This is a genomic window from Brevibacillus sp. NPDC003359 (genome assembly GCF_042878995.1).
Lineage (GTDB): Bacteria > Bacillota > Bacilli > Brevibacillales > Brevibacillaceae > Brevibacillus.
Genome location: NZ_JBIAOR010000001.1, coordinates 1,107,693 through 1,134,110 on the forward strand (window position 1 = coordinate 1,107,693; position 26,418 = coordinate 1,134,110).

A 26,418-nucleotide genomic window follows, 5' to 3' on the forward strand; every position below is an offset into this window, starting at 1 on the left:
CTACGTCATATATTCATTCACTAGCATCTTGAGCAATTGCTGGTAATCCTGAGTCATCTCAGTAACTTTTTCTGCTCGGAGGCAATCAGGGTCGAATGCACACACGATATCAATCACGTCATTTCCTTCCTTTATCCAGAAGGTAAGCTCATGTTCATGGTGTGTGAACGATGCATCTGTAAACTCAGTGACTCTGCCGAAGAATGGAATAATGGTTCCGTCGTTGCGATCCGTCCGCAATTTTTGTAGCCACAACGAGGCATCCTCCGTCATTTTCTCGATGAACTGTCGTTTTTGCTGCACCTGCTTGAATAAATCGAAGAAGGTGTTGACCTCTGACATGTTCACTCGGAATGGATAGGCATTCGTCTGCATCTCCTTGGCAACAGCCACTTCTATATAAAGATCCTGCTGTTCTGTCAACTCTGCCATGAGGTATAGATACATCGAAAGCAAAACGTCGCTCACCTCAACAGCTTCCATTTGACTTACTTGCTGCACGTTTGCAAACAGTTCATCCGTAAGTGAAAATTGGAACCAGTTCGTGTGCGCATTCACGTCTCCACTAGCCCAATACTGAGGTGGCAACTCTATCAGCGAGACACGGTCTAGCTCCTTCAACCAATAGGCGGCCGAATCGGTTTCCACTTGTTCATCATCCAGCTCTAAAACGGCATTCCGCAAAAAGTTGGTTAGGCCAAACAGCGTAGGATGGGCAAACAAATCGGCAATTCGAACCCGTCCAGGATACAGCTGTTCAAGCTTGGCATGAACTTGCACCAGTAAAAGCGAGTTACCGCCGATGTGGAAGAAGTTATCCTGCATACCGACCGTTTCACGCTTAAGCACTTCCCGCCAAATGTCAGCCACCTGTTCTTCCAGTTTCGTAGCCGGGGCTTGATATTCTGTGGGGTTGTCTTGGAGCGCATCAGGCTCTGGCAATGATTTGCGATCCAGTTTTCCATTTGGTGTCAGCGGCCACACACTCATATGCGTATAGAAATGTGGAATCATGTAATCGGGTAAACTTTTGCTCAGCATGGCTCGCAATTCATCGCTGTCCAACGTTCGCGTTCCCATATAGTACGCAGCCAGGTAAGGATTACTGGCGGTATCTCGCACACTGACCACCGCTTCCGTAATTTCCGGATGCTGACAAAGAGCGCTTTCGATCTCACCCAATTCAATCCGATAACCGCGTACTTTGCACTGAAAGTCGGATCGTCCCACGTATTCGATACGCCCGTCCGGCAGCCATCTCGCGAGATCACCTGTTTTGTACATACGTTGACCAGGAATAAACGGATGAGGGATATAGCGCTCAGCCGTCAGTGTTGGTTGGTCAAAGTAGCCTCTCGTTACCCCATCCCCTGCAATGTAAAGATCGCCAGTGATCTTCATCGGCTGCACTTGTAGATGCTCATCGAGGATGTACACTTGTGTATTGGGCAACGGTGCGCCAATCGTTACCGCCTCTGCGTCGGTCAAGTCCTGTATGGTAGACCAAATCGTTGTTTCAGTCGGACCGTACAGATTGTAAAGTCTCGCCTTGGTCTGTGTGCGCAGCCGTTGGAACAAAGACGCAGAAAGGGCTTCTCCTCCAATCAGAATCGCTTTCAGGCAGTCAAGTGCTTGCAAGTTGCTCTTCTCTTCCAGCATGAGCTGTAGACGGGAAGGCGTCAGTTGAAGGAAAGTGATTTCTTCCTGCAAAATCAACTCCTTGAGCACCTGCGGGTCGGCTTGCTGCTGTTCGGTTGCAATGACCACTGTCATCCCTTTCGTCAGCGGCACAATCGTTTCGAGCAGAAAAATATCAAATGAAATCGTCGTCACAGCCAGCATTTTGTCTGCGCTGGCAAAATCGATGTGTTCCCCGATCCCCGAGCAAAAGCTCATCAAATTGCCGTGTTCAACCATAACTCCTTTAGGCTTGCCTGTAGAACCCGATGTGTAAATAACATAGGCGAGATCGCCAGGTGCAGCCTGTGGCGAAAGATTGAAGTCGTCTTGCGTCTCGATCTGGGAATCGTTTACGTCCACTCGGACTACACTTCCCCACTGCTTCTCGTCCAGAGAATCGTGGGTTAAGACGAGGCGAGTCATGCTATTTTCCAAAACATAAGAGATACGCTCTTCTGGATATTGCGGATCAATCGGAACGAACGCAGCCCCTGCTTTCAAGATCGCCAGCAATCCAACCATCATTTCCACAGATCGATTTGTCAAAAGTCCCACGCAAGTATCAGCAGTGACGCCGTGTTGCTTGATTAAACGGGCTACTTGGTTTGCTCGCTTATTTAATTGTGCATAGGTGACTTTCTCGTCTCCGCATGTTGCAGCTAACGCGTTCGGCTGTGTTGCCGCTACTTCTTCAAAGAGCTGGACGACCGTTTTATCACGAGAGTATTCCAAACGCGTGTCATTCCATTGCTCAATCAGCAGCGAGCGTTCTTCTGCTAGCAACATGGACATCTTGCCGATCAATTGTTCAGGATCTTCCACCATCTGCTCTAGAATCTTCTGGAAGTGTGTGGACATCGACGCGATCGTCTCTTTACTGAACAGCTTGTTGCTGTATTCGATATCGACAATCAGGCGCTGTTCTCGCTCAATGATGTCAAAGGTCAGATCGAACTGGGCAGAGCGTTGTTCAAATGGATAAGGAGAGAGCGTCAGCCCATTTGCACTCATGCTTCCCTTCGCGTCGCCAGTATTTTGCAAAATGAACATCACATCAAACAGTGGGTTGCGCGCCGTATCTTTTGGCAACGTCAGACGATCCACCAGCATTTCGAACGGATAGTCGGCATGCGAGAGCGCAGCCAGTGCCCGTTCTTTTACTTCCTGAAGGAAATCTGCCACGGTTCGATCACTTCTCGGGAAGTTTCTCATCGCCAGCGTATTCAGAAAGACACCAACGATGTTTTCCAGGTCTGCATGATGACGGCCAGCCACCGGCGATCCAATGATAATGTCTTCTTCGCCAGCATATTTCGCCAGCATAATGGTGAGCGCTCCCAGTAGCGTCATGTACAAGGTTGCCCCATTGTTTTTTGCCAGTGTCAGTATCTTCTCTGTCATCTCTTGGGGAATCTCAAAGGTCAGGAGATCTCCCTCAAAGCTCTGAACGGACGGTCGAGGGTGATCCGTAGGCAGATTAAGCACAGGAAGTTCTCCATCCAACTCTTTGAGCCAGAATATCTCCTGAGCGGCCAATACCCCATTGCCTAGCTGCTCTGTTTGCCACACGCTGTAGTCTTTATATTGAATCCGCAGTTTTGGCAACTCGAGTCCCTGATACAATTGGAAGAACTCGCGGATCAAAATGTTGATGGACACGCCATCGGAAATAATGTGATGCATGTCGAACAGCAATAAATGCTTGTTTTCATCCATGCGAATCAGCATACCGCGAACAAGCGGTGCTTTTGACAAGTCGAATGCTCGAATGAATTGTTCGACTGCTCTCTTGGCTTCGTTCTCGTCGATTTCACAATACGCCAATGTAAAATCTACGCTCGGATGAACGGTTTGCATCAACTGTCCATCCACGATGGAAAATGAGGTGCGCAGCGACTCATGACGCTGTACCAGCGTGACAAATGCGCGTTCGAAAGCCTCTCTGTCCAGCTCTCCTTCGAGCTGCATGACGGTAGGGATGTTGTAGGCAACTGCCCCTTCCTGCATTTGTTCCAGCACATAGATTCTCTGCTGAGAAGAGGTGGCGGGGTAAGCTGCTCGATGCTCCGCTACTAGGATCGCTGACACAGCTGTTTCTTCATTCGGAGCCATCAACACAGCCAATTGACGGATCGTCGGTGTCTGAAACAGGTCGGTGATCGTAATCTCTTTTTTCAGCTGCTTGGAGACCCGGGAAACGATACCGATTGCCAAAAGCGAATCGCCACCCAGTCTAAAAAAGTCGTCGTCGATGCTTAATTCGCTGTAACCCAGCACATCGGACCAAATCTGTCCTAAGGCTTGCTCCAACGTAGTGTAGCGATCGCCTTCCTCCCTGCCAGACAAAACAACACGGTTTTGCATGGTTACAACTGAGGGTGCTTCCGGTGCTTTACGGATTTGTCCGTTTGCAAAGATCGTTTCACCAAGCTTTACTTTCAAGGATGGTGCCCATTCTTTCAGCACCTGCAAATCAAATTGTCCAATGATCAGATGCTCAGCGTGGCAAGACAATGATGCATGAAAGGCTTGGATCGCCCCATCCATCGGCATGTATCCGATAAAACCAGGTCCTGTTATGCCTTCAAACGCGTACCAATTCAAAGCGATTGTCGGTTTTCCTGTTCGATTGCGAGCTGCACTATAGGCATCCAAGAAGCAGTTGGACGAGACATAGTCACTTCCAGTCGCTCCACCCCAAATCGAAGCGAGAGATGAGAAGATCACAAAGAAATCCAGATGCTCCGGTTCAGCTATCTGATCGAGTATGACTGTGCCAGCCATCTTCGCTTTCAAGCCATTTTGAAAATCGGAAAACGTCTTCGTCTGAATCGTCTCGAAGGTGATATGCGCCGCGGATTGGATAATACCGTTGATCGGTCCGTAACGGGCGCAGACTTGCTCGGAAATATCCTCCATCTGTTGACGGTCGGAGACATCAGCAGCATAGCAGACGACTTGTGCTCCCATTTCCTGTAGCTCAAGCAGAGCTCTCAGCTTTCGTGCCTCGGCAGCACTGCAGTCTGGATGCTGTAAACGCTCTTGCCACTCGTGGTTAGGTGGTAGTGGAGAACGATTAATCAGCACGAGCGTCACATTGTTCTGAGCGGCCAGATGCTTACTAAATGCCAATCCGAGTTTTCCGGTACCTCCGGCGATCAAATAAACGCCATTTTCACGTATCTCTACTGGCCTTTTCGGAATCTTGTCGATATCGCAGCGATTCATCTCTGGTACGAGGCGATTTCCTCTATAGGCAACCAATGTGTCATCCCGATTGGAGCGAACTTCCGCTAGAAGCTGACCCGCCAACTGCGATGCAGACAGCCCCTCTGTCGCGAGATCCAGGCTAAAGCACTGCCATTTAGGATTTTCCTGCGAGATAACTTTGGCAAGACCGAACAAGGGAGCTTTTTCAGGAAAAACAGGTCCGTTGTCATCTACTGCTTGTGCGTAGTTCGAAACGATCCGTACATCAAGCACCTGCTTCAGATCGAGTTCAAGCAACGCTTGTGTCAAATGAAACAGACTGTAGACTCCCAGATGTTGCGCTGACTCAAGAGCATCAAGCTGTCCGAGATCATTTAGCTGCTGGGCACCCGCGGTCAGGCTCCATAAGTGAACAATGCCAGTCAGCTTTTCCTTTTTGTCTCCGAGTCTCTCGAACACACGCCGCAGATCTGCCGGCTCACTGGGATCCAGGATGAACTCGTGCGAGGAGAGGGAAGTAAATGCCTCACCGCTGCGAAGTTTGAACACTTCATGTCCGTCCGCAGACATCGCGTCAGCAATGGTTTCTCCCACACCGCCTTCATCTTGAAACACCAACCAAATCCCTGGACGCTGCGTCTGATGATTCGTTGTCAGTTCTTTCGTTTGCCAATTGAGCTGGTAGATCCACTCTCGATATTCTTGTGGCGTATACGCTGAATGTCCGATCAATAACGCTGAATCAGACAGATCACGTAACGCTTCTGACGATGGATAAATGGCAACCGATTGATAGTTCGTATCCCGAAGCGCCTTTTCCCAACGTGAGGGATCCATCAGTCTGGTTTGCTGTCGCAACTCGGTGTCCTCGTGCTGCCACCAGTCAGTAGCAAGCCCCCCGATCACATTTGCTGTTGAACGCTCTTTTACAAGCTCGATCGCAAACAGCAATCCTTGTTCTGCAAGCAACCGATGCAAGATCGATAAGGATGCCCGAACATCCTTCGTCCTGTGAATAGCGTTATTGGTGATAATCACATCGTATGCGTGTAGATCGAAGCCTTGTTCGGCTGGGTCCTCCTCCATATTGAACAGGCGGAACTGCACAAACGGGTACGCTTCTTTGAACTCTTTTTCTGCCTCTGCGAGAGGCGATTGGGCACGATCTGTAAATAGATAAGTGACATCTTGTTTCTCAATCTTCGGCAGCATGAGGCGAGTAAGACTGCTGGAACCGCCTCCGATCTCCAAAATTCGAACGGGACGGCTAAATGAATTTACGTACTGGGCAATCGTTTCCACTGCCATTAGTCCAGACGGGCTTCCAAGCGTAGTACGATCCGCATAAGACTTGAATAAGTCCGAAGTACCGTCCGACAAATGGACAGGCATAGAACTCGTCTGACCTGCCATGATTTTTGAATAATGGGCAAAACACGCTTTCAATTGGATGAACGTATCGCGTTCATTCGGATAGCGATCAAGACATTGCTGATAAAACAGTTCCGCATCAAGACTCTTTGCTTGAGCAGCAAGTCGATATCCTCCTGCCACTTGTTCAACAAGGGAGGCTTGAACGACAAGTCCAAGCATAAGTTGGTAGATGTGTTCATTTTTTCCATCAAACTCTACAGCTTCACGCAATTCTTCCTGTGTATACACTTGACCCTGCTTGTGGAAAACGCCCAGTTGCTTAAAGCACGCAAGCGATGACAAGCCGGAATAAAGAGCCTCATCCTCTTCCAAACCAGTTTGTTTTTGGACATTCAACTGATGGAGCAAGCTTTCGCCGAACGTAAAGAATGTGGAAGCGATTTTATGAACATCAGATGTTTCGTTCCCATGAGCCTCTGGTACTGCAGCAACCGATCGTTCAACGACGTCGATTGCAGGCTGATCCGATTGGACCCAGTGACGGGTTTTGGCAAAGGAATAGGTTGGCAAAGGTACCTTTTTCCATTTGACAGAACGATAGTATTCATTCCAATTGATCGGCACCCCTCGCACATACTCTTTTGCCATTTCAACTGGGTCAGAGCTGTCTATTTGCATGCTGATCGGCAAAGAACTTTCTCCACCGGAATTCAGTACCCCGTAGAACACCTGGTTCCCCTCAAGAAGTGGAGCGCCATCCTCCGTCCGTTCTCCCTCGCACAGGAGATGGATCTTTTGCAAAAAGTCCTCTTTACTGTTGATAACGAAGGCAAGACGATACCGATAATGACCACGCCCAATATTAGCCGTAGCGCACATATCAAGAAGGGATTGCTCAGAAGGCCCTGATAACAATGCTTTGTATTTCTCAAGCAAGTCCCATAGCGACTCACTTGTCTTGGCAGATAACGTAAATAGGTAATCACCAGATTCCGGAACTTTTGTCTCCTCGCGCTTAGGAGGCTCTTCCAATATGACGTGGGCGTTTGTCCCGCTCAGGCCGAATGCGCTAACGCCGGCTCTCCTTACAGGTTGGTCCGCCTCTACGTCCCAAGCCTTTAGCACATCATTTATATAAACAGGTGAATCGATAAAAGGAATTAAGGTATTCGGCCGTTTCACATGCAGAGTCGGCGGAATCTGGCGATGCTTCATCATCAGAACCGTCTTAATGATTCCAGCCACACCTGATGCCGCTATTGTGTGCCCGATATTGCTTTTGACCGAACCTATCCCGCAAAATTGCTTGCGTTTTGAAACTTTCAAAAACGCATGCATGATCCCCTCAATCTCAACAGGGTCGCCTAGTCTTGTCCCCGTCCCATGTGCCTCAATATAGGAGATGCTCTCCGGATTGATTCGCGCCCGCTCCCAGGTTGTTCGCAACAAAGCAGACTGGGAAATCGCATTGGGCGCTGTAATACTGGTAGAACGACCATCACAATTGACCGCGGTGCTTTTGATCACTGCATGGATATAGTCGTTGTCCTTGACTGCTTGTTCGTATGACTTCAAAAGAACAGCGCCAAGACCTTCTCCCCATACAGTTCCATCAGCAAAGTCATCAAATGCTTTGGTTTTGCGTTCTACAGAAACGATGCCAAAGTCAGTATCTTGTTGAATCGGAAACAGTGAAAGGTTAACTCCACCTACGAGAGCCATTCGACAATCGTTATTTCCAATCGCCTGACATGCTTGATGCAGAGCGACCAAGGAGGAAGAGCAAGATGTATTAATCAGTTGACTCGGACCTGACAGATTCAGCAAATAGGAAATTCGTGAAGCGATAATCGCTGCAACATTGCCAGCCAGCGAAGACGAATCAATGTCTTTCAACACACGCTGGTATTGTGATTCATTGTCACAATATCCCAGAAATACGCCTGTAGGAGAACCGCTGATCATCTTCTCGCTATAGCCGGCATGTTCAAATGTTTCCCATGCCAACTCGAGAAACATCCGCTGATAAGGATCCATGGTTCGAGCCTCTGCAGGTGATATCTCGAAAAACGCATGATCAAATAAATCCACGTGATCGAGATAACCCATCCGCTCATACTTAAATTCAGTGTCATTAAAAAATTCTCTCGCTACCCTTTCGACATCTGGACGTCTTGCAGCAGGGATATCACCGATTGAATCGTGCCCCTGTTTCAAATTGTTCCAGTATTCTTCGAGGCTGCTGGCTCCGGGAAAACGACAAGCCATACCGATGATCGCGATATCTTGGCGTGCATTTACGTTGGTAGAGGACAGTTCTTTCAGCAAAGGAAGTGCTTCTTTCTCTTGCAGTCGATGAGCTGCCACTTGCTCCAAGATGTATTTTTTTAGCAAACTCATCCTAATTCCCCTTCCTTTTGTCGATCAGTTCGGCACCCTTGTCTACGGAGAGAACTCCCTCCTTGACCTCCCTCAGCAATTCCAGAAGGGATTCATCATCATCGCTATGATCTTCCATAGATGCAAATTGATCCTGTTTTCTTTGTTCGAGAAAATCCACAAACATGGCAATCGTATAGTAGGAGAACAAATGTGCGACGCTAATCTCGGCATCGATTTTTTTGACAATTTCCGCATGCATTTTGAGCAACAGCAGGGAATTCCCTCCCAGCTGGAAAAAGCTGTCGTGTACCCCCACTTTTTCGATTCCCAAGATTTCTTTCCAGATGGTAACCAGCTGCTCTTCCTTCTCGTTTCGGGGGGCTACATATTCAGCATCGGACGCCAGTTGTTCATCCACTTCTGGCAGTAACTTGCGATTGATCTTACCCCCTGCTGTTAAAGGCATTTTTTCGATGCTGACAAAAAAGGAAGGGATCATGTGATCGGGAAGCCGTTCGCCGAGATAACCTCGCAAGTCGCTAGCGGTCAATTCCTCCGCATTTGATACGTAGTACGCGCACAAACGAGCTTTCTCTTGTTGATATAGCACGGCGCACTCTTTTACTTGCGGGTGGGACAATAGCACCTCATCAATCTCGCCAAGCTCAATTCGGTGCCCGCGTACTTTTACTTGATGATCGATGCGACCGCAGAACTTGATATTGCCATTCGGCAAATAACGCCCAAGATCGCCTGTCCGGTACATCTTTTGATAACCAATTTCCGGATATGGGTTGTCAACAAAGCTGGCTGCTGTTTTCTCAGGATCATGCAAGTAACCATGCCCCAAGCACAAGCCTGTTATATAAATCTCCCCTTGATGTCCAGCAGGAACAAGTTTGCGATTAGCATCCAAGAGCAGGATTTTCGTATTGGCTATCGGTTTTCCGATCGGTATCGTTCCCTGATGGGTATGGTCGATCTCAAAGTAGATGACACCAATAGACGTCTCCGTCGGACCGTACAGATTCGTGATACGAATGTGAGGGAACCGCTGAAGAAACAGATGCACGGTGTGAGCCGTAATTTCCTCTCCCCCCAAGATCAAGTGGCGAATCGAAGAAAGTGAATCGTGTATCTCCGTCCGTGTTTCCATTTGATCTACCAGCAGATTGAAGACCGACGGCACAAAGTCCGTAATCGTAATCTGATAGGTTGTAATGGCGTTCAACACTTGATCGAGCGTCATTTCAAATTCAGGAATCGGCAATACCGTACGGCCACCATGCAAGAGCGGCCAGAAAAGTTGCCAGACCGAACTGTCGTAGTGATGGGGAGTCGTCTGGAAAATGGCGTCCTGTTCTGTACAACCGTAATGTTCATCCATCCAGCGGAACCGATTGAAAATACCGATATGAGGAACGACAGCTCCTTTTGGTTTGCCAGTGGAACCAGATGTATAGATCACATAAATCGGGTCGTCAATATCTACCTGGACATTCAAGTCTCCTTCTTCCCTGATTCCATCCGCATCGACGATGACAGCATGTGTCATTTGCACAAATGACGGTTCTGGATGTATTTCTGGTCCGATCAGCGTCACCGCACAATCCAATTCATCCAGTAGCTGCTTTTTCCGTTCGTTCGGACTTTGAACGTCTAGCGGGACAAATGCCGCACCTGTTTTCATCACAGCTAGCAGGGAAATGACCAAATTCAAGCTACGATTCATCAAGACTGGAATATGGCTTCCTCTTCCAATGCCGCGGTCCTTCAACATACGCGCAAGGGAATTGGCTTTGCCATTAAGTTGAGCGTAGGTAAGGGTTTTGTTGCCAAAGACAGCTGCTGTTAGATGAGGAGTACTCGCTGCCTGTTCCTCGATCAGTTGATGAATCGGCTTTGGAGCAGAATGAAGAACATCCGTATAATTGCGGGTATACAACAGATCAGTTCGCTCTGCCTCAGTCAACATATCGATGGTGTTAACCAACCGTTTGGGATCGGCGACCACTTCACGAAGAATTTGTTGATAATGGCTGATCATCCGTTCGATAACTGCCCCTTGGAACTGCTCACCCGCATACCGCACGCGTCCTGTAATTCCATCTTCTGTTTGCTTGAATACAAATACCACTTGCAGTGACAGACCTTCTAAAGCAGAAATATCCTGCATGTCTTCTAGTACGAAGGCAGTATCTGTCAGTGTCTTCAAATCCGTGTCGGATAGATCAATCCATTGCATCATTTGCGAAAACGGATAGTTCTGATGCTCAATTGCCTCTTTGACCAGTTGCTTACCCTCTTTCGCCACTTCTGCAAAAGTAGCTTCTTGATGCATCCGTACACGCAGCGGTAGCACCCGATTCCAAGCATTAGGGGGAAGCGGATTCTGAAAGACTGGCGTGAGAATGATCATGTCGTCTGTCTGCTTATACCGATTCAGCATGATTTGAAACGTCGATAGAAGGAACAGATAGAGCTTCATTGGATGATGATCGCAATGGGCCACAACGGCAGCGTTCAAATCATCGGGAAATACAAAAGCTATTTCTTTTGTCTCCGCCTCTTCCCCATCGCCTTCCTTGCCCGTCCCTTCGGTTGGAAGGAGGGAGAGTGTCCACTCCCCCTGTAACTTCTCGTGCCAGTACTGCTCCTCCCGGCTAAATTTCCGACTGGTTAGCAGAATGTTTTGCGAAATAGTAGTCTCCATATGCCTTCCCCCTCTTACTCACCGCTTGCTCTAAAATTCAAAATCCCAATCAACGCCCTGTGCCTGAATAAGGGCCACGTCACGGGTCAATTCAAAGTCCTGCAGGAGGCGCTTAGGATCTTCCATCACCTGCTGCAATAAGCTTTTGAAGTCACTCACAAACTGTTCCATCGTTTCTCTTCGGAACAGGTCACTGCGGTAATCCAGCTTACATGTAAGTCTGTCAAAAACAGGGTAAGCCGACAGATGAAGGTCAAGTTTAGCCGTGTCATTTTGCAGTGGATAGTTTTTGATGATCATATCCTCAAGCTCCAGTTCCCCTTCCGGATTGTCCATGTTTTGCAGGACAAAGATCGTATCAAAAAGGGGCTGGCGACCTATATTTGGCTCAAGGCCAAGTGTCTGGACAAACAGATCAATCGGGTAATCCGCTTGTTCAAACGAGGTTAGCGTATGCTCGCGGACCTCCGCAAGAAACTCCCGATAGTTTTTCTCGCCTTTTGGATAATTGCGTAGGGGAATGGTGTTGATAAACATCCCGATTACTTCATCAAACTCTGCAAATTTTCGCCCAGCTACCGGAGTTCCGACAACGATATCCTCTTGACCGCTGTATTTGGCAAGCAACATGTTGTAAACCGACAACAGCACCATGTAGAGTGTCGCATGTTCCTGCGCTGCCAGCTCCTGCAACTGCTGCCTCTCCTCTGCCGATATCTCGAACTCAATCGTCGCACCAGGAAACGTAAGAGCTTCTGGCCTTTCGTTATCAGTCGGAATCGAAAGAAGTGGAGCCGGGCTGGTAAACAAGTTTGCCCAATAGTCAGCTTGAAGCTCCCCTGACTCCAGTGCAGATTCCTGCCAAACTGCAAATTCTTTCTGCTGAACATCCAAGGCAGGAAGTGTCACGCCTGTATAGAGACGAACAAAGTCGTCCACGAGAATATCCATGGATACACCGTCTGAAACGATATGGTGCATGTCGAACAACAAGAGATGCTTTTCCGGTGCAATCCTGATTAGCCCTGCACGCAGCAAAGGCGCTTGACGCAAGTCGAATGGCCGTACAAACGTTGCCAGGCTGGCATCCAACTGTTCCGCACTTGTTTCGCTCTCTTCCATATGAAAGGCCAACGAATCGGGTACGATTTGAACCACTTGCCCGTCGATATAATCAAACGAGGTTCGAAGAGCTTCATGGCGGTCAATCAATCCTTGAAAAGCATGTTGTACCTTCTCTCGGCTCAAATCACCCTCGATGAAACGGGCAGCCGTAATGTGGAGACTTGTGTCAGCCGGATTCAACTGTTGAAGAATAAAGAATTTACGCTGGGCAGGAGTAACAGGATAGTACGATCTGGCTTCGACTGGGAATTGTCTTTTCATAATCATCTTGTCTGCTTCATCAATCACCTTGCCAAGCTCCTGAATAGTTGGGTGATTAAACATGGTTCGCAGTGGAATCTGTACGCCAAACTGCTGTGCAACCTGAGCAGTCACCGCGTTGATTTTTAACGAGTGCCCCCCTAGAGCGAAGAAATTGTCCCGTGCGCTGATTGTTTTTGGATCGAGCTGTAATACATGAGCCCAGATATCGGTGAGAACTTTTTCCGTCTCAGTTGTTGCTGACACAAAACTTGATGTGTCAACCCGATCCTGTGTGTCAGGCTTCGGTAAAGCCCCTCTGTCCACTTTTCCGTTCGGGGTGAGCGGCAAAACGTTTTGTTTTACATAGTGCATCGGCACCATGTACTCCGGAAGCACAGTAAACAGATAATCACGCACATCGCTGGCGGAAAAATCCTCCACTGGAACGACATAGGCACATAAGTACTTTGCGCCCGTGTCCTCTGAGAGCGCCAAGACCACTGCATCCTTGACCGCAGGATGTCTGCGCATAACCTGTTCAATCTCACTCAATTCGATTCGGTACCCCCGAATCTTGACTTGATTGTCCATTCTCCCGAAGTACTCAATATATCCGTCCTCAGTGATCCGGCCTACATCACCTGTTCGGTAGAGGACTTGATAATCAGGGTCTTCTACCCAGCTGGCATACGGATTTGCTACAAAGACTTTTTGCGTCCGTTCCTCATCTTTGTAGTAGCCGTACCCAACTCCCGGACCGGCTACACAAATTTCTCCTTTAACTCCTCGCGGGCAGATACACTGATGTTGATCGAGTATGTAAATATGAGTGTTCTGAATCGGTATGCCAATGGGAACCACTATCTGCTGTTCGCTGGGCATTTTCCGGATAATATGGTGGGTAATATCATCCGATGCTTCCGTTGGCCCGTACATATTCACCAATGGAATTTTCGAATAGCAGGCAAACCATCGCTGCACCAAAGGGGCAGACAGCTCCTCTCCTGTCACTGCCATCCACCTTAGATCAGGGAAGCTGCGTTCGGAATCGGGCCATTCTTGAACGAGGTCAAGCAACACGGACAGCAGAGATGGCACCACTTCCGCTACGGTGACGCGGTTGGAACGGAGAACGTTATGAAGGGCCTGCGTATCCATTACCGTCTCCGTATCGACCACCAGCACAGAGCCACCCACCAATAAAACAGCCAGATATTGCCAAACAGAAATATCGAAGCAAAGGGATGCCGTCTGTGTGACAAGATCATCCTCGCATAGGGATAGGTCGTTGATTTTACCGAAAATGTGGTTAATCATTCCACGATGGTGCACCATTACGCCTTTCGGTTGTCCAGTCGTGCCCGATGTGAAGATGATGTAAGCCAAATCTGTTGCCGCACTCTTCCGTTCGATGTTCTCTCCCGAAAGTGACTCTAGTGATTCAACTGATTGACCAAAGACATAGAGATACTTCAATTCAGGTGAGGATGCTCGAATCGGGTCCAGTCCATCTAGCAAATCAGGCTGAGTAATCAACCCAGCAATCTCGCTTTTTTGCACGATATACAGAATTCGATGCTGCGGATAGTCTGGATCAATCGGTACGTAGGCTCCTCCCGCTTTGAACACCGCTAGAATCGCAATAAGCGTATCCACGTTACGCTTCATATAAATACCGATTTTCGTGCCAGGTCGTAATCCTTGCTGGATAAAATGACGCGCGAGTCGATTGGAACGCTCGTTTAATTCCTGATAGGTTAAGGTTGTTTTTCCGTCTGTCACCGCTTTGCGATTAGGAGTCTTTTTTACCTGCTCCTCAAAAAGGCGATCAAAGGTTTGATCACGCGGAAAATCAACTCGGTTGTCGTTGAATGAAAGGACTAACTCCCGAACCTCTGACTCAGATAAGCACTCCATTTCAGCGATCTTTTGATCCGGTTGGGCTACGATAACCTGATAGATACGGACTAAATGCTCCATCATTCGTTCCATCATGGGGAGTTGGTATCTCTGGCCAACGTAACGCACGAGTAAGCCGAGCGAGTTTCCATTTTTAGAAAAAAGGAGCTGCAACTCGCTCGAAATTTGTTCTAGGTCGTCCTGATCATGAAGTACGTCCAATAAGCAAGTCGCCTCAAAGAACGGTGTGCTGTCCCCCTGCTGCGGTACCTGCAGTTCCTCGATTAACCGCAAGATTGGGTAGTTCTGGTGTTCCACAGCAGCCTTTAAGGTCTGCCGCACTTCTTGCAGCAGCTCCTTGATACTCCATTCCGGGAGTACCTGGTGACGCAAGGGCAGTACCTTGTTCAAAAACTCACCCGGCTCTGATTGACGAAAGATAGCTGTTCCAACGCATAGGTCTTGATGTCCCGTATATTTGGACAACAAGATGCAAAATCCACTCAGCAAAGCCATGAACAAACGCTGATCCGAGCCATTGCTCAATTGAATCAGTGCCTTGCTCAGCTCCTCCGGAAACGCGATGGTCAGCTCACGAAGCTCAGACTGACGCTGAAACGAGGCCCGAGAGTCTGTTGGAAGGTCAAGTGAATGAAACTCTCTCGAGAGATTCTGCATCCAATAGTCTTTTTCGCGATCAAACTGCCCACTGGCCAGCAAGATGTTTTGTGCAGTTATCGTTGTCAAGCCAATCCCTCTTTTCTGTCCCTCATGTATTTCTTAAAAAGCAAAGTCATCGTCGTCCACTTGTCCCTGTGCAACTTGTACTACTCCATGACCGATCTGAAGTTGTCCAATGGTTCGGTTCGGGTGGGCTACCATTTGCTCCAGAAGAATGACAAAGTCTTGAGCCATCCGCTCGATTGTGTTTCTCTTATACAAATTCGTGTTATATTGCCAATGCATGCATAAATGATCCTCAGCCTTAACCACTTCCAAAGCCAGATCGAGCATGGCAGCTTTGCGTCTGAACTCGTAGGGAGCAAACTCGATTTGATCGAGACGGACTTTTTGCTGCTCCGCTGCATGATGCAGAGTCAGCATGGCGTCAAACAACGGGTTCCTTGCTGGATCTCGAGGCACTTGAATCTGGCTTACGAGTTGATCGAATGGATAGTCTCCATGCTCAAAACCGCTTAGCACGTTTTGGCGTACCTGCCCGATATACTCTTGGACGGTCAATTCTTTCTTCGGCCAGTTTCGTAATGCCAAGGTGTTAACAAACATCCCTACAACAGAGGAAAACTCCGCTCGTTGTCTGCCATCCATGTCGCAGCCGATGACGATGTCTTCCTGATTGCTGTATTTGGATAACAACACAGAATAGACGGCCATAAGAAGCATGTACAGCGTCGTAGAACTCTGACGGGTGAACGAGTCGAGTTTTTCCAGCCATTCTGCAGACAGCTCAGTCAGCAGCTCGTCTCCATCAAAGGTCATTGTTTGTGGGCGAGGAAAATCGGTCGGGATTGCCAACGGTTGTGGCTGACCGGAAAAAGCATCCAACCAGTAGGCTTCATGTTCGACCCAACCGCTCTCGGCAGCTTGTTCCCTTTGCCACCAAGCGAATTCCTTGGCCTGTACCGACAATTCCGGCAACACCTGTCCTTGGTAGAGGGTACAAAACTCCTCAAGCAATATGGACTTGGATATGCCATCTGAAATGATATGGTGCATGTCAAAAATCAACAGATGTTCTTCTGATGAGCGCTCAATTACACCGATACGAAGTAAGGGAGCTTGCATTAAATCGAATGGCTGGAAAAAACGTTCGATGGTCTTTTCCACATCTTCCTCGTCTGCTGCCCATGTCTCGATCTGTACGGACAGGTCACTGTGTACTTTTTGCTTCACCTGACCTTCAATCAGATGAAACGAGGTACGCAGCGCCTCGTGTCGTGCGACGAGTTGATCCGCAACCGCTTGAAGACGCCCTGGATCGAGGGAACCCGTCAACTGCATAATTCCCGGTGTATGATAGCTGGTGGCATCTTCCTCCAACTGCCACAACAGGTAAAGCCGCTCCTGGGCACGCGTGACTGGATAATATTCCTGATCACTGAGCAAGACGATCGGTTTTTGCTCCATCTCTTGGAGGCTACCTGTGATCCGATTCGCCAAGCCTCGAATCGTCGGTGCATCAAATAGATCGCGCATAGACAGTTTCACTTGGAGGTCACTTTCAATTCTGGATAAAAGCTGAATGGCCTTTAGCGAATGTCCTCCCTGTCCGACAAAGTGATCAAGGACACCGGGCGATGGAATCTGTAAAACATCCGCCCACAATTCAGCCAGCTTTTGTTCGACAGCATTTGCCGGTGGTACGTAATCACTACTGACACTGGGCTTTACAGCGGGCAAAGCTTTACGGTCGATCTTTCCATGCGGGGTAAGCGGCATCTCGGACAGCTCCGTAAAGTAACTCGGGATCATATAACCGGGAAGCCACTCCAGCAGATGCGCGCGAAGCCCATCTGGATGAACTCCGTCGTTTTGCACTACATAGTAGCAAGCTAGTTCGGTCATACCCATCTGATCAGTCATAGCCATCACGGCTACCTGGTTCACAGCAGGATGCTGAAGAACCGCGCGTTCCACTTCTTTCAATTCCACACGGTAGCCGCGCACTTGTACCTGATCGTCCATCCGCCCTAGATATTCAAATACTCCCTTTTCGCTGAGTAATCCGACGTCTCCAGTACGGTACAGGCGCTCACCGGTAATGGGATGATAGGTAAAAGCTTTCTCGGTCAACTCAGGCTTGCCCAAATATCCGTCAGTGATGCCAATTCCTCCGATGCAAATCTCTCCCTTGACATCTGGGGGACAAATTTCCCCCGTCTGCCCAAGGATGAACATATGAGTATTGGCAATGGGAACACCAACAGGAATTCTGAGAGTTTCTTCATCGGGTTGCTCTGTGCAAAGATAGACGGAAGCGTATATAGCTGATTCTGTCATGCCGTAAATATTGGCGATTCGCGCGTTACGGAACAGACGATTCCATTCGCGAACCAAATTAGCCGTCAGTGCTTCTCCACCATTAAATACCCACTTCAAATGGGGCAACGGATCTGGTTCATTACGAGAATGCACATGAGCCAGAAACACATTCATCATCGCTGGAACGAACTGGGTGACTGTAATGCGTTGCTCGCGCAGCCAGTCATACAACGCTCCTGGATCTTTGCCGTCTTCCTCTTTCAAAATAGATAGCTTTGATCCAACCATCAGCGGCCAAAACAATTCCCACACCGAGTCCGTAAAAGAAATGGAGGTTTTCTGGGCAACAACATCTGTCTCGCTTAGTGGAAAAGTCTCCTCCAGCCAAAACAACGTATTCAAGACCTGTTTATGCGTAATCATGACGCCCTTTGGTGCACCAGTCGAACCAGATGTGTAGATGACATAAGCAACATCATCCTCTGAGCCTGCCGAGGCGATCGCCTCATCCTTTTGACCGCGAATGTCAGACGCCGTATAGACCTTGTATACATCGTGATGGAAGGAAGTCTCGTCCAAACAAATGATCGTTTCGATGCTGTCCGGTAGATCCGGTATGATCTCATCCAGATAAATGGATTCTGTTACAAGCACCTTGCAGCGACTATCCTGCAAAAGGTACCGGATTCTAGCTCGGGGATAATGCGGATCAACCGGGACGTATCCCCCACCCGCTTGGAGGATGGCAAGAACTGCCGCTACCATACGGGAGCTCCTGTCTGCGAGAATTCCAACGAGTTGCGAAGGAACTACACCCGCATCTTTCAAGATACGGGCTAGCTGGTTTGCTTCAGCGTGTAGTTCTGCGTATGTTCTTTCTCGATCCGCCTCTACCACAGCGACTCTATCAGGCGTTTTTTTCGCTTGCTCTACGAACAGTTCAGCGATTGTCACTTTGTTGCGATACGGTTTGTCTGTCTGATTGACTCGGGTTAACAAGTTCGCTTCATCATCAGTGAGCAGGTTAAACTCGTTCAGATCCAGATCGAGCTGCATACGTCCATTCATTGCGACTCTTCCCCTTTTTAGGTGGTGGTGAAAAATTCCCGCAAACGGTTAATTCCCTCGTTATACTTGGCAGCGGAGTATGAGAGGCGCAGTGTGTTCGGGATACCAAAATCAGAACCCGGTACAGTAGCCACATGTGTTGCCTCGAAAATTTGCGTAGCTAACTCCAACGACGTACTGATGCCTTTTCTCTTCATAAATGCTTCGCAGTCAATTGTGAAGTAGAAGCTGCCTCTCGCTGGAAGAGCGCGGACATCCGGTACATTTTGGAAAGCGTCAATCGTGTAGTCCCGACGACCTTTGTACAGTTGGACCAAATGATCAACCTCAAGCTGGTAATCAAGCGCAGCCATTGCTCCGAACTGTACGACTGGGTCAGCTGTGAGCAGTGTGTGGTGCTGAATGACCGTCAGTGGTTGTACCAGTTCATCCGGTACGATCGCATATCCGACACGTCTGCTATACATCCGATATGCTTTGGAAAACGCATCGGTTGTGATGAATGTAGACTTAGTATTTTTCAGCTGCATCACGGATTCGCACTCGTCATCGAAGTAGGTATTCGCATAAATTTCGTCATTGATAATAGCCGCACGGCCGTCTACGATGTCGTCGATCGTATACAATTCCTCTTTGGTAAGAATATTTCCCAACGGGTTGCCAGGCGTGTTGATCACGACCACTTTCGTCTTGTCTGTAAAATTCTCTTTAAACGACTCCACATCAAGTCTCAACGTATCCATATCAATTTTGTAATAACGAACTTTCGCACCGACTAACAACGCGCAGAAATGGTAAAGCGAATAGTACGGAAGCGGCAGCAACACTTCATCGCCCTCTTTTAGCAGGAGGTAGAACAGGTTACGGAAGAGTGTGCTGGTACCGACACTGATCACGAAATTCTCCGGTTTGATTGACACATCGTATTTTGTTTTATAGTGAGTCGAGAGCTTATCTTTCAGCTCCGGCAGCCCACCTGGATATACGAGTGAATATTTTTCAAAGCTGTTCAATGCCTGTTGCATGGAATTGATAATTTCGGGATGCAGCGGCATTTCTGACTTCCCAAGAGTCATGCGGATCGCTTCTCCACCGTTTCTCTCAAGCTCATTTGCCATCTGGTCCAGTACAAACATCAAAAAGCGTTCGTCGTGAAAATTAATTGAAGATCTGATTTCCATATTTCCCTACCCCTTTTACTTTATTTTGGATTTTTCTGCTAACATTTTTAAGATTTTCACATAGCGATCCGAAAGCGATTCAACATATGCCGTCTGAAGCATAGATGGGTCATAGGCAAAAACGACATGGATACCCTCTGAAGTTTCTGATACCTGAAGAACTAACGGACTTCCCGCTATTTCTGGCTCAACTGAACGTTTGACTTCACGTTTCCAGACTGCTGACTTAGCTTTGAACGGTATCGTCTGATTGACAAAAAGTGTCGGCCATTCCATGTGCGTTGTCGCTTGCCAGTGCTCTGACGGATACAAAGCGAACGTTTGCATCTGGGCATGTACCTGCTTCGTTTGATCCAATAATTGTGAAAACGAACTGATCGTCTGCATATCGATCGTGAGTGGTACGATGTTGTCAAAGTTACCTAGCGTTTGTTCCAACACATCTTGTGTCCGATTCGTCATCACTACCCCAAGCGTCAAAGTAGGCAATTGGGTAACTTGTCGAAGCAACAACAGGTAGGAGGCAAGCAAGATGTCTCCCAGCTCCTGATTGGAATGAGTAGCTACATGCAGCAAATCGGCGTGACCTGTCGGGTCGATATACTGCTCGACTTGTCGCGTCGCCACCCCTCCCGTACCAAATGGTTGAGCAGAATGTGGATTTACGGCTGTCAACCACTCGTGACGCTGGGACTCGAGATGTCCGTGATAAAGCATTTTTTTCTGCCAAACAGCGAATGCTTCGTAGCGAGGCTGTTCTTCCGCAGCTGGTTCACGTCCTTCTGCAATCGCCTGATACAGAGCCTCCCATTCCTCCAGAAGAAGGCCGAAACCTCGCCAATCACTCAAGGAACTATGAAGACTTCCAATCAACCGATAGCGGTCTGCAGCCAGCTTTATCAGTTCAAATCGAACCAAACGGCCTGCTTTGTCCTCAAACGGCCTCTTCTGCTCGGCAGTCAATCGTTCCCGCAACCATATCCTTGCCTCTGCATCGCTTTTCTCCTGTAAATCACTTAACTCCAGCGGAATCGGTTCGGAAAAGCCTTGTGGCGACAACTGAGGAAAACGTCGCACGAGAACTTGCAATGCTTGCTGCATATACGACAGTTCGATTTTGCTCTGAAGCTCAATGTCAAAACATCTGACAGCCACAATCCCATCTTCCCGTTCCTCTTTCAGCAAACGTTCCTGAACGAAGGAATAGATGGGTGCTGATTCCGAATGAAAATCGCCTAGAATCGGCTTAGGTCTTTGTGTTGCTGATTTTCCATCGGTTAAAAGTAGGTAAGGGGCATCTGTCAGTTGCAGATTCTGTCCTGTCCGGTCTGTAAAAGAAACGGGTATGCCACACGCTATCAGTGTGTCGATCCGTTCGGTCAGATTCGCTACCCTATCCTCGATTTGGTATACGCCACAACCACTTTTCATGAGCTCCCGCTGTTCTGGTGAGTTCTCCATTCGAGGCTCGACTAACTGGATGCTGCTCTCTTTCCCTTTGCCCAGTGTAATGATACTGGCTTGTGATTGCCGATCCAGATATTTCTCGTGAACACGGTAGCCGAGGAACGTAAAGAACGACAATGACTTTTCAGCATCTGGTGTAAGCAGTCGGACAACAGATCGCTGATCGCTGCTTTGCCATTCGTCATGTGTCATATTCTCGCTCTCTACAAGTTCAATCAAGCCCACTGATTCCAGAAAGAGGAAGGCCACGTGTCTATGATTGAAAAGTACCGCTGGCTTAGGAGCGCTGACCAAATCGTATTTGAATCCAAAGTCATCTAATTTATTCATAAAAAGTGTAATATTGGAAACGGAAAAACATAGATGGTATGGACCCGTCCCCTTCTCTTCCAACAAACGAACGCAAGGTGACGTTTCATCGACAGGCGCGATTAGCTCGATTGGCACACATCCCGGTTTCATGCACATCGAGAGATACACGTTTTGTTCCGGATCATGCAGAGAATCGCTTGCATCAAATCCGAGAGTGCCGTACATGATTTGAGCCGGACCCAGTTCTGGAACGGCAACCCCGACATGATGAAGGCAGTTCATCACGCCCTCTTTTTCTGCTTGCTGTGGGACAAAGTCAACATCGTCCAATCGCTGCTTCGGAAGCTTCAGAAGTGATGCGAGAATGCGCAAAAAGTTGTCAGCGAAGCTTTCCATTGTTTTAGCTTTAAACAACTGAGTATCGTATTCAAGCACACACCTGAACTGATCAGAGACTGGTGTAATATCCAGCTTAAAGTCAAGTTTCGACGTCTTCGATTCATGCGGAACCTCTTCAAATTGCACGTCGCCCAATGTAAACCGCACTTCTTGCTCTCGCTGGTTGTGGAAGATCAGCATCGTATCAAACAATGGATTTTGCGTTTGCTGGATACCTGCGTCACTGCGAGCAACGATCTCTTCAAACGGATACTCCTGATGTTCGTAGGCCAGTAGCAGACTGCGCTGAACCTCTTGTACAAAATCGGTATACACAAGATCGGCTCGAGGACGATTGCGTATTGGAAGGAAGTTGATAAAGACGCCGACGATTCGCTCCAAATCGTGATGGTTTCGTCCAGCTACCAGTGAACCGACAACGAAATCTTCTTGAGACGTGTATTTCATCAGCAACACGTAATAAGCTGACATCAAAACAGCATGGACAGTCACTTCGTTCAGCTTGGCAAATGCATGCAAATCACTGTACGTAGAATCAGTAAGGAAGAACGTATGGTGATCTCCCTGAAATGTCTTAACAGAAGGACGCGGATAATCCAGCGGAAAAGACATGAGCGGAACTCGTTCGTTGAAAATGTCCACCCAATATATTTCCTGCTGATTCCACTGCTCGCTACCCCGCTTCTGCCACTGCCAATCGGCATAGTCCTTGTATTGAATAGGCAGTGCAGGCAGCTCTTCACCCGCATACAGTCTAGCAAAATCCTCCATTAACACATTCAGTGAAATGCCATCCAAAATAATATGATGAGAGTTGAACAGCAGATAATGCTGAGTAGCTGTGACCTCGACTAGGCAAACCTGAAGGAGAGGTGCTTTCTTCAAATCAAAAGATTGCCGGAATTCTTCCATCAGTTCGTCCAATGTCCTGCCGTCGCTATGAATGGTTTTGATCTCAAATGGCACATGTTCGCTGATGTACTGATACACTTCTCCTTCCTGTACCGCAAACGAAGTACGGAATGCTTCATGCCTTTGGATGATTTCCTTAAATACACGTTTCACTCGACTTACATCCAGTTGACCGTTCACCGCGATTACACCCGACATGTTGTAACTAGTGCTTTCTCCTTCTATTCCATGCATCACGAAAATTCGTTTCTGTGAAGAAGAAGCCCTGTATCTCTCGGCTTGACTAACTCGATCAATCGGCGCGTAGGATTTCGGCTGTCTACCTCTGATGCGATCAGCCATTTGTCGAATGGTCGGGTTCTGGAATACATCCCTGATCGTGATGTCTGTTTTTCTCTCTTTTTGTAATCTGGTCACGAGTTGAGCGGCCTTCAGCGAGTGGCCTCCTAGCGAGAAAAAATGATCGTGCACGCTTATTTTTTCAACTGCCAAAAGTTCTCGCCATATTTGCGCTAATTGCTGCTCAAGTTCATCTGCCGGGGCCTCTTCCTTTCCCGTACGATACTGCGTGTAATCCAGACGTTGCAAAGCAGTCTTGTCTACTTTGCCACTCTGCGTCCGAGGCAACGCATCAAGATGGACAAAAAAGGCAGGTAGCATGTAGTCAGGCAGATAAGTCAGCACTGCTTCTCGCAGAACGTGCTCCTCAATCGGGTGCATTGCAACCAAACATGCAACCAAATAAGGATCGCGCTTTGACTCCTGAATGGCCACTACCGCTGCTTCCCGGACACCAGGCTGACGGCGCAGGACAGCTTCAATTTCCTCCAATTCAACGCGGTTGCCGCGAATCTTGATCTGGAAATCCTTGCGACCAAAATATTGCAGATGTCCTTCATCCGTCCAGCAAGCCAAGTCTCCTGTACGATAAAGCCTGCCATATGGGGTCAGTAGATAGTTCGCTCTGGTTCTTTCCTCGTCAGCGATGTATCCTTCCGTTACCCCCATACCGCCTACGTACATTTCCCCTATTACCCCTTTTGGCAATAGATGAAAATCTTGGTCCAGAAGAAAGACACGAACGTTGTAACTCGGATATCCAATCGGAAGCGGGTTTTCAAAAGGCCCTTGTTGTGGTACACAATACCCAGATGCCGAGATACTATTTTCCGTTGGGCCATACAAGTTGTACATCTGCGCTTGAGGCAGCAAGGCTGCATGTCGTTCCACTAGCGAAGAAGACAGCATCTCTCCTGTACACAGCACTTTTTGAATCGAATCTAGCGAGCCATCAGCCACGTGGTCAAGCAAAGCGTGATACATCGTAGGGACGACGAGTATCACGTTTGCTTGTTGGCTCTCGATGGCAGCCGCGAGCTTTTGCGGGGACTTGTTTTCATGTCGCTGCAACAAGCAAAGGGTACCGCCGCTGATCAGTGTGCAGAAAATCTCGACAACCGATGCGTCAAAAGTCAGTGTGGCGATTTGCATTGTTCTCGTCTGCTCAGAGAACCCGACAAATTCGATGTGCCACCAAAGAGCGTTGATTAATTGATCATGCTTTACACGCACACCTTTTGGCGTACCTGTCGAACCAGAAGTAAAGATGGCATACGCAGTACTCGAAGGTGCCGCTTGTCGCCGTGGTGTTTGAGTTAACTCCTGTGCCCAGCTTGCTGGTTCATCCAGACGAAACACCCGTGTTTGCAAGTCAGCGACGAGTTCCAGATAGCTGCCCTCTGTCACAATCAGAATAGGCTGAATCTGGCTTACGATCTGTTCGATTCGCGCTCTCGGCAAATCTGGATCAAGCGGGACATAGTAACAACCAGTTTTGAGGATAGCCAGCAGTGCAGTAATCATTTCAGGGGAACGATCACACATGATAACTATCGGTCGACCTGCATCTGTCACCTCCTTTTGCAGAGCCCAAGACAGGCGGTTCGCTTGCTCTTGTAACTCCTTGTAGGTCACAATCTGCTTTCCTTGTACGAGCGCTACTGCATCGGGAGTTTTTTCTGCCGCTTGATCAATCAACTCGTGTACGCAGTAGTTACTTGGAACTGGCACGACTTTCATCTGTTCCTCGATCATCTCGTGCCGCTCACGATCACTGAGCAAGGTAAGGTTACGAATCTCTTGTTCCGGATCAGCGGCAATTTGCTCAAGAAGGCTCTGAAAGTGAAGAGCCAGGCGCTCGATTTCCCTCGCTTGAAACTTCCATGCCTGGTAGTTGACATGAAGTGTCAATTCATCCCCTGGTGTTACTTCCAGCACCATTGGATAATCGGTTGTTTCATGTGAAGTGATATTCTCCAGCTCGAAGTCAAGATCCAATCCAGCCAGCGTCTTGTCGATTGGATAATTTTGGAAAACAAACAAACTATGCGCCAACGGGGTTTGTGCGTCCATCTCTGAGCAGTTTTTCAACTCGACTGCGGGTACGTACAAATGTGGGGCCATCTGGTGCTGTTCTTCCATCATGACACCCAGCAGCTCTTTAACTGTTGTCGTTTCTGTCCGCTTGACTCGGAGCGGATACGTCTTGATGAAGAGACCGACGATATCCTCCACTCCGGTGAGATGGGCAGGACGTCCGGCGTACGCCACTTCAAAAAGAGCATCCCGCGTATCGCTGTATTTTTGCAGCAAAATACCCCATGCAGCTTGCAAAAGTGTGCTAATAGTCACGCGGTAACGCTTGGATGTTTCCTCCAATGTCTCCGTAAGCGTTCGACTGAGCCGAAGATGATGAGAAGAATACCGCTGCTCTTCGTTACGATCCCGAATATATGGAAGCGGTGTAGGAGAGCTAATTCCTTGTAAGGAATCTTTCCAATACGATAACGATTGTTCTTTCGAAGTTTCTTTGAGAAAACGCAGATACTCCTTGTACTTCGCTTTCTGTTTGATCGCAAGGGGCAGACCCGCGCACAATTGACCATATGCTGTAAATATCTCTCTTAGGAGAATGCCGGAACTCCACCCGTCCATGAGAATGTGATGAAACGACCAAATGATTTCATAACGATAGAACTCCATCCTGACTACTTGAATGCGAATGGTATTGCCCAACTCAAGCGTGAAGGGTGTTTGCTTGTCCTGTGACAACAAGACAGACAGTTTTCTTTCCCGCTCTGTAGACGGTGACTCGCTCCAATCGAAATAAGGAATCTCCAGTGTCTTTTGCTTGAGAATCACCTGGATAGGGGCTTGAAGCCCCTCCCAGCGAAAAACCGTACGAAGCATTTCATTGGCCTCAAACGCCATCGTAACAGCTTGAGTAAACAACTCCAGTTGAAACTTGCCCCGAAGGGTTAGCCGATGCTGTTCAAAATACAGATTGGAATCCTGTTGAAGCCGGTAGTAAAACAGCATGCCCTCCTGCGTTGGACTTAACGGCAAAATGTCAGCTATATTGTTTTTGTCGATCTTGTTCATCACAATTCT

6 protein-coding genes are annotated in these 26,418 nt (G+C 48.2%); all 6 read right to left on the reverse strand.

Features of this window, described 5'->3' with window-relative positions; translation table 11 throughout:
• From edeI to edeN, 6 genes are read right to left on the reverse strand one after another with little or no spacing between them, the layout of a single operon-like run.
• Positions 1–8,664 carry an edeine biosynthesis hybrid PKS-NRPS EdeI gene (edeI, locus tag ACFYU8_RS04945; RefSeq protein WP_390295271.1) on the reverse strand — a complete coding sequence of 2,888 codons (8,664 nt, stop codon included), beginning with the start codon at positions 8,662–8,664 and terminating at the stop codon, positions 1–3.
• 1 nt (position 8,665) lies between these two features.
• The gene (gene edeJ / locus ACFYU8_RS04950) at positions 8,666–11,359 is read right to left on the reverse strand and encodes an edeine non-ribosomal peptide synthetase EdeJ (protein ID WP_390295268.1); all 2,694 of its coding nucleotides are present in this window, start codon (positions 11,357–11,359) and stop codon (positions 8,666–8,668) included.
• Between the two features lie 30 nt (positions 11,360–11,389).
• Positions 11,390–15,373 carry an edeine non-ribosomal peptide synthetase EdeK gene (gene edeK, locus ACFYU8_RS04955; RefSeq protein ID WP_390295266.1) on the reverse strand — a complete coding sequence of 1,328 codons (3,984 nt, stop codon included), beginning with the start codon at positions 15,371–15,373 and terminating at the stop codon, positions 11,390–11,392.
• A gap of 33 nt (positions 15,374–15,406) precedes the next feature.
• Positions 15,407–18,697, reverse strand: a complete 3,291-nt coding sequence (edeL, locus tag ACFYU8_RS04960) for an edeine non-ribosomal peptide synthetase EdeL (RefSeq protein WP_390295264.1) — start codon at positions 18,695–18,697, stop codon at positions 15,407–15,409.
• Between the two features lie 17 nt (positions 18,698–18,714).
• A complete protein-coding gene (locus tag ACFYU8_RS04965) occupies positions 18,715–19,878 on the reverse strand; it encodes a pyridoxal phosphate-dependent aminotransferase (RefSeq protein ID WP_390295262.1) in 1,164 nt (387 codons plus the stop codon).
• Between the two features lie 15 nt (positions 19,879–19,893).
• Positions 19,894–26,409, reverse strand: coding sequence for an edeine non-ribosomal peptide synthetase EdeN (gene edeN, locus ACFYU8_RS04970; RefSeq protein WP_390297253.1), 6,516 nt, complete (start codon positions 26,407–26,409; stop codon positions 19,894–19,896).
• Between the last annotated feature and the right edge of the window lie 9 nt (positions 26,410–26,418).

What these genes read in the sequence shown, in the direction of transcription:
- edeI (WP_390295271.1), bottom strand. Translation starts at nt 8,664, where the DNA reads ATGAGTTTGCTAAAAAAATACATCTTGGAGCAAGTGGCAGCTCATCGA.
- edeJ (WP_390295268.1), bottom strand. Translation starts at nt 11,359, where the DNA reads ATGGAGACTACTATTTCGCAAAACATTCTGCTAACCAGTCGGAAATTT.
- edeL (WP_390295264.1), bottom strand. Translation starts at nt 18,697, where the DNA reads ATGAATGGACGTATGCAGCTCGATCTGGATCTGAACGAGTTTAACCTG.
- ACFYU8_RS04965 (WP_390295262.1), bottom strand. Translation starts at nt 19,878, where the DNA reads ATGGAAATCAGATCTTCAATTAATTTTCACGACGAACGCTTTTTGATG.
- edeN (WP_390297253.1), bottom strand. Translation starts at nt 26,409, where the DNA reads ATGAACAAGATCGACAAAAACAATATAGCTGACATTTTGCCGTTAAGT.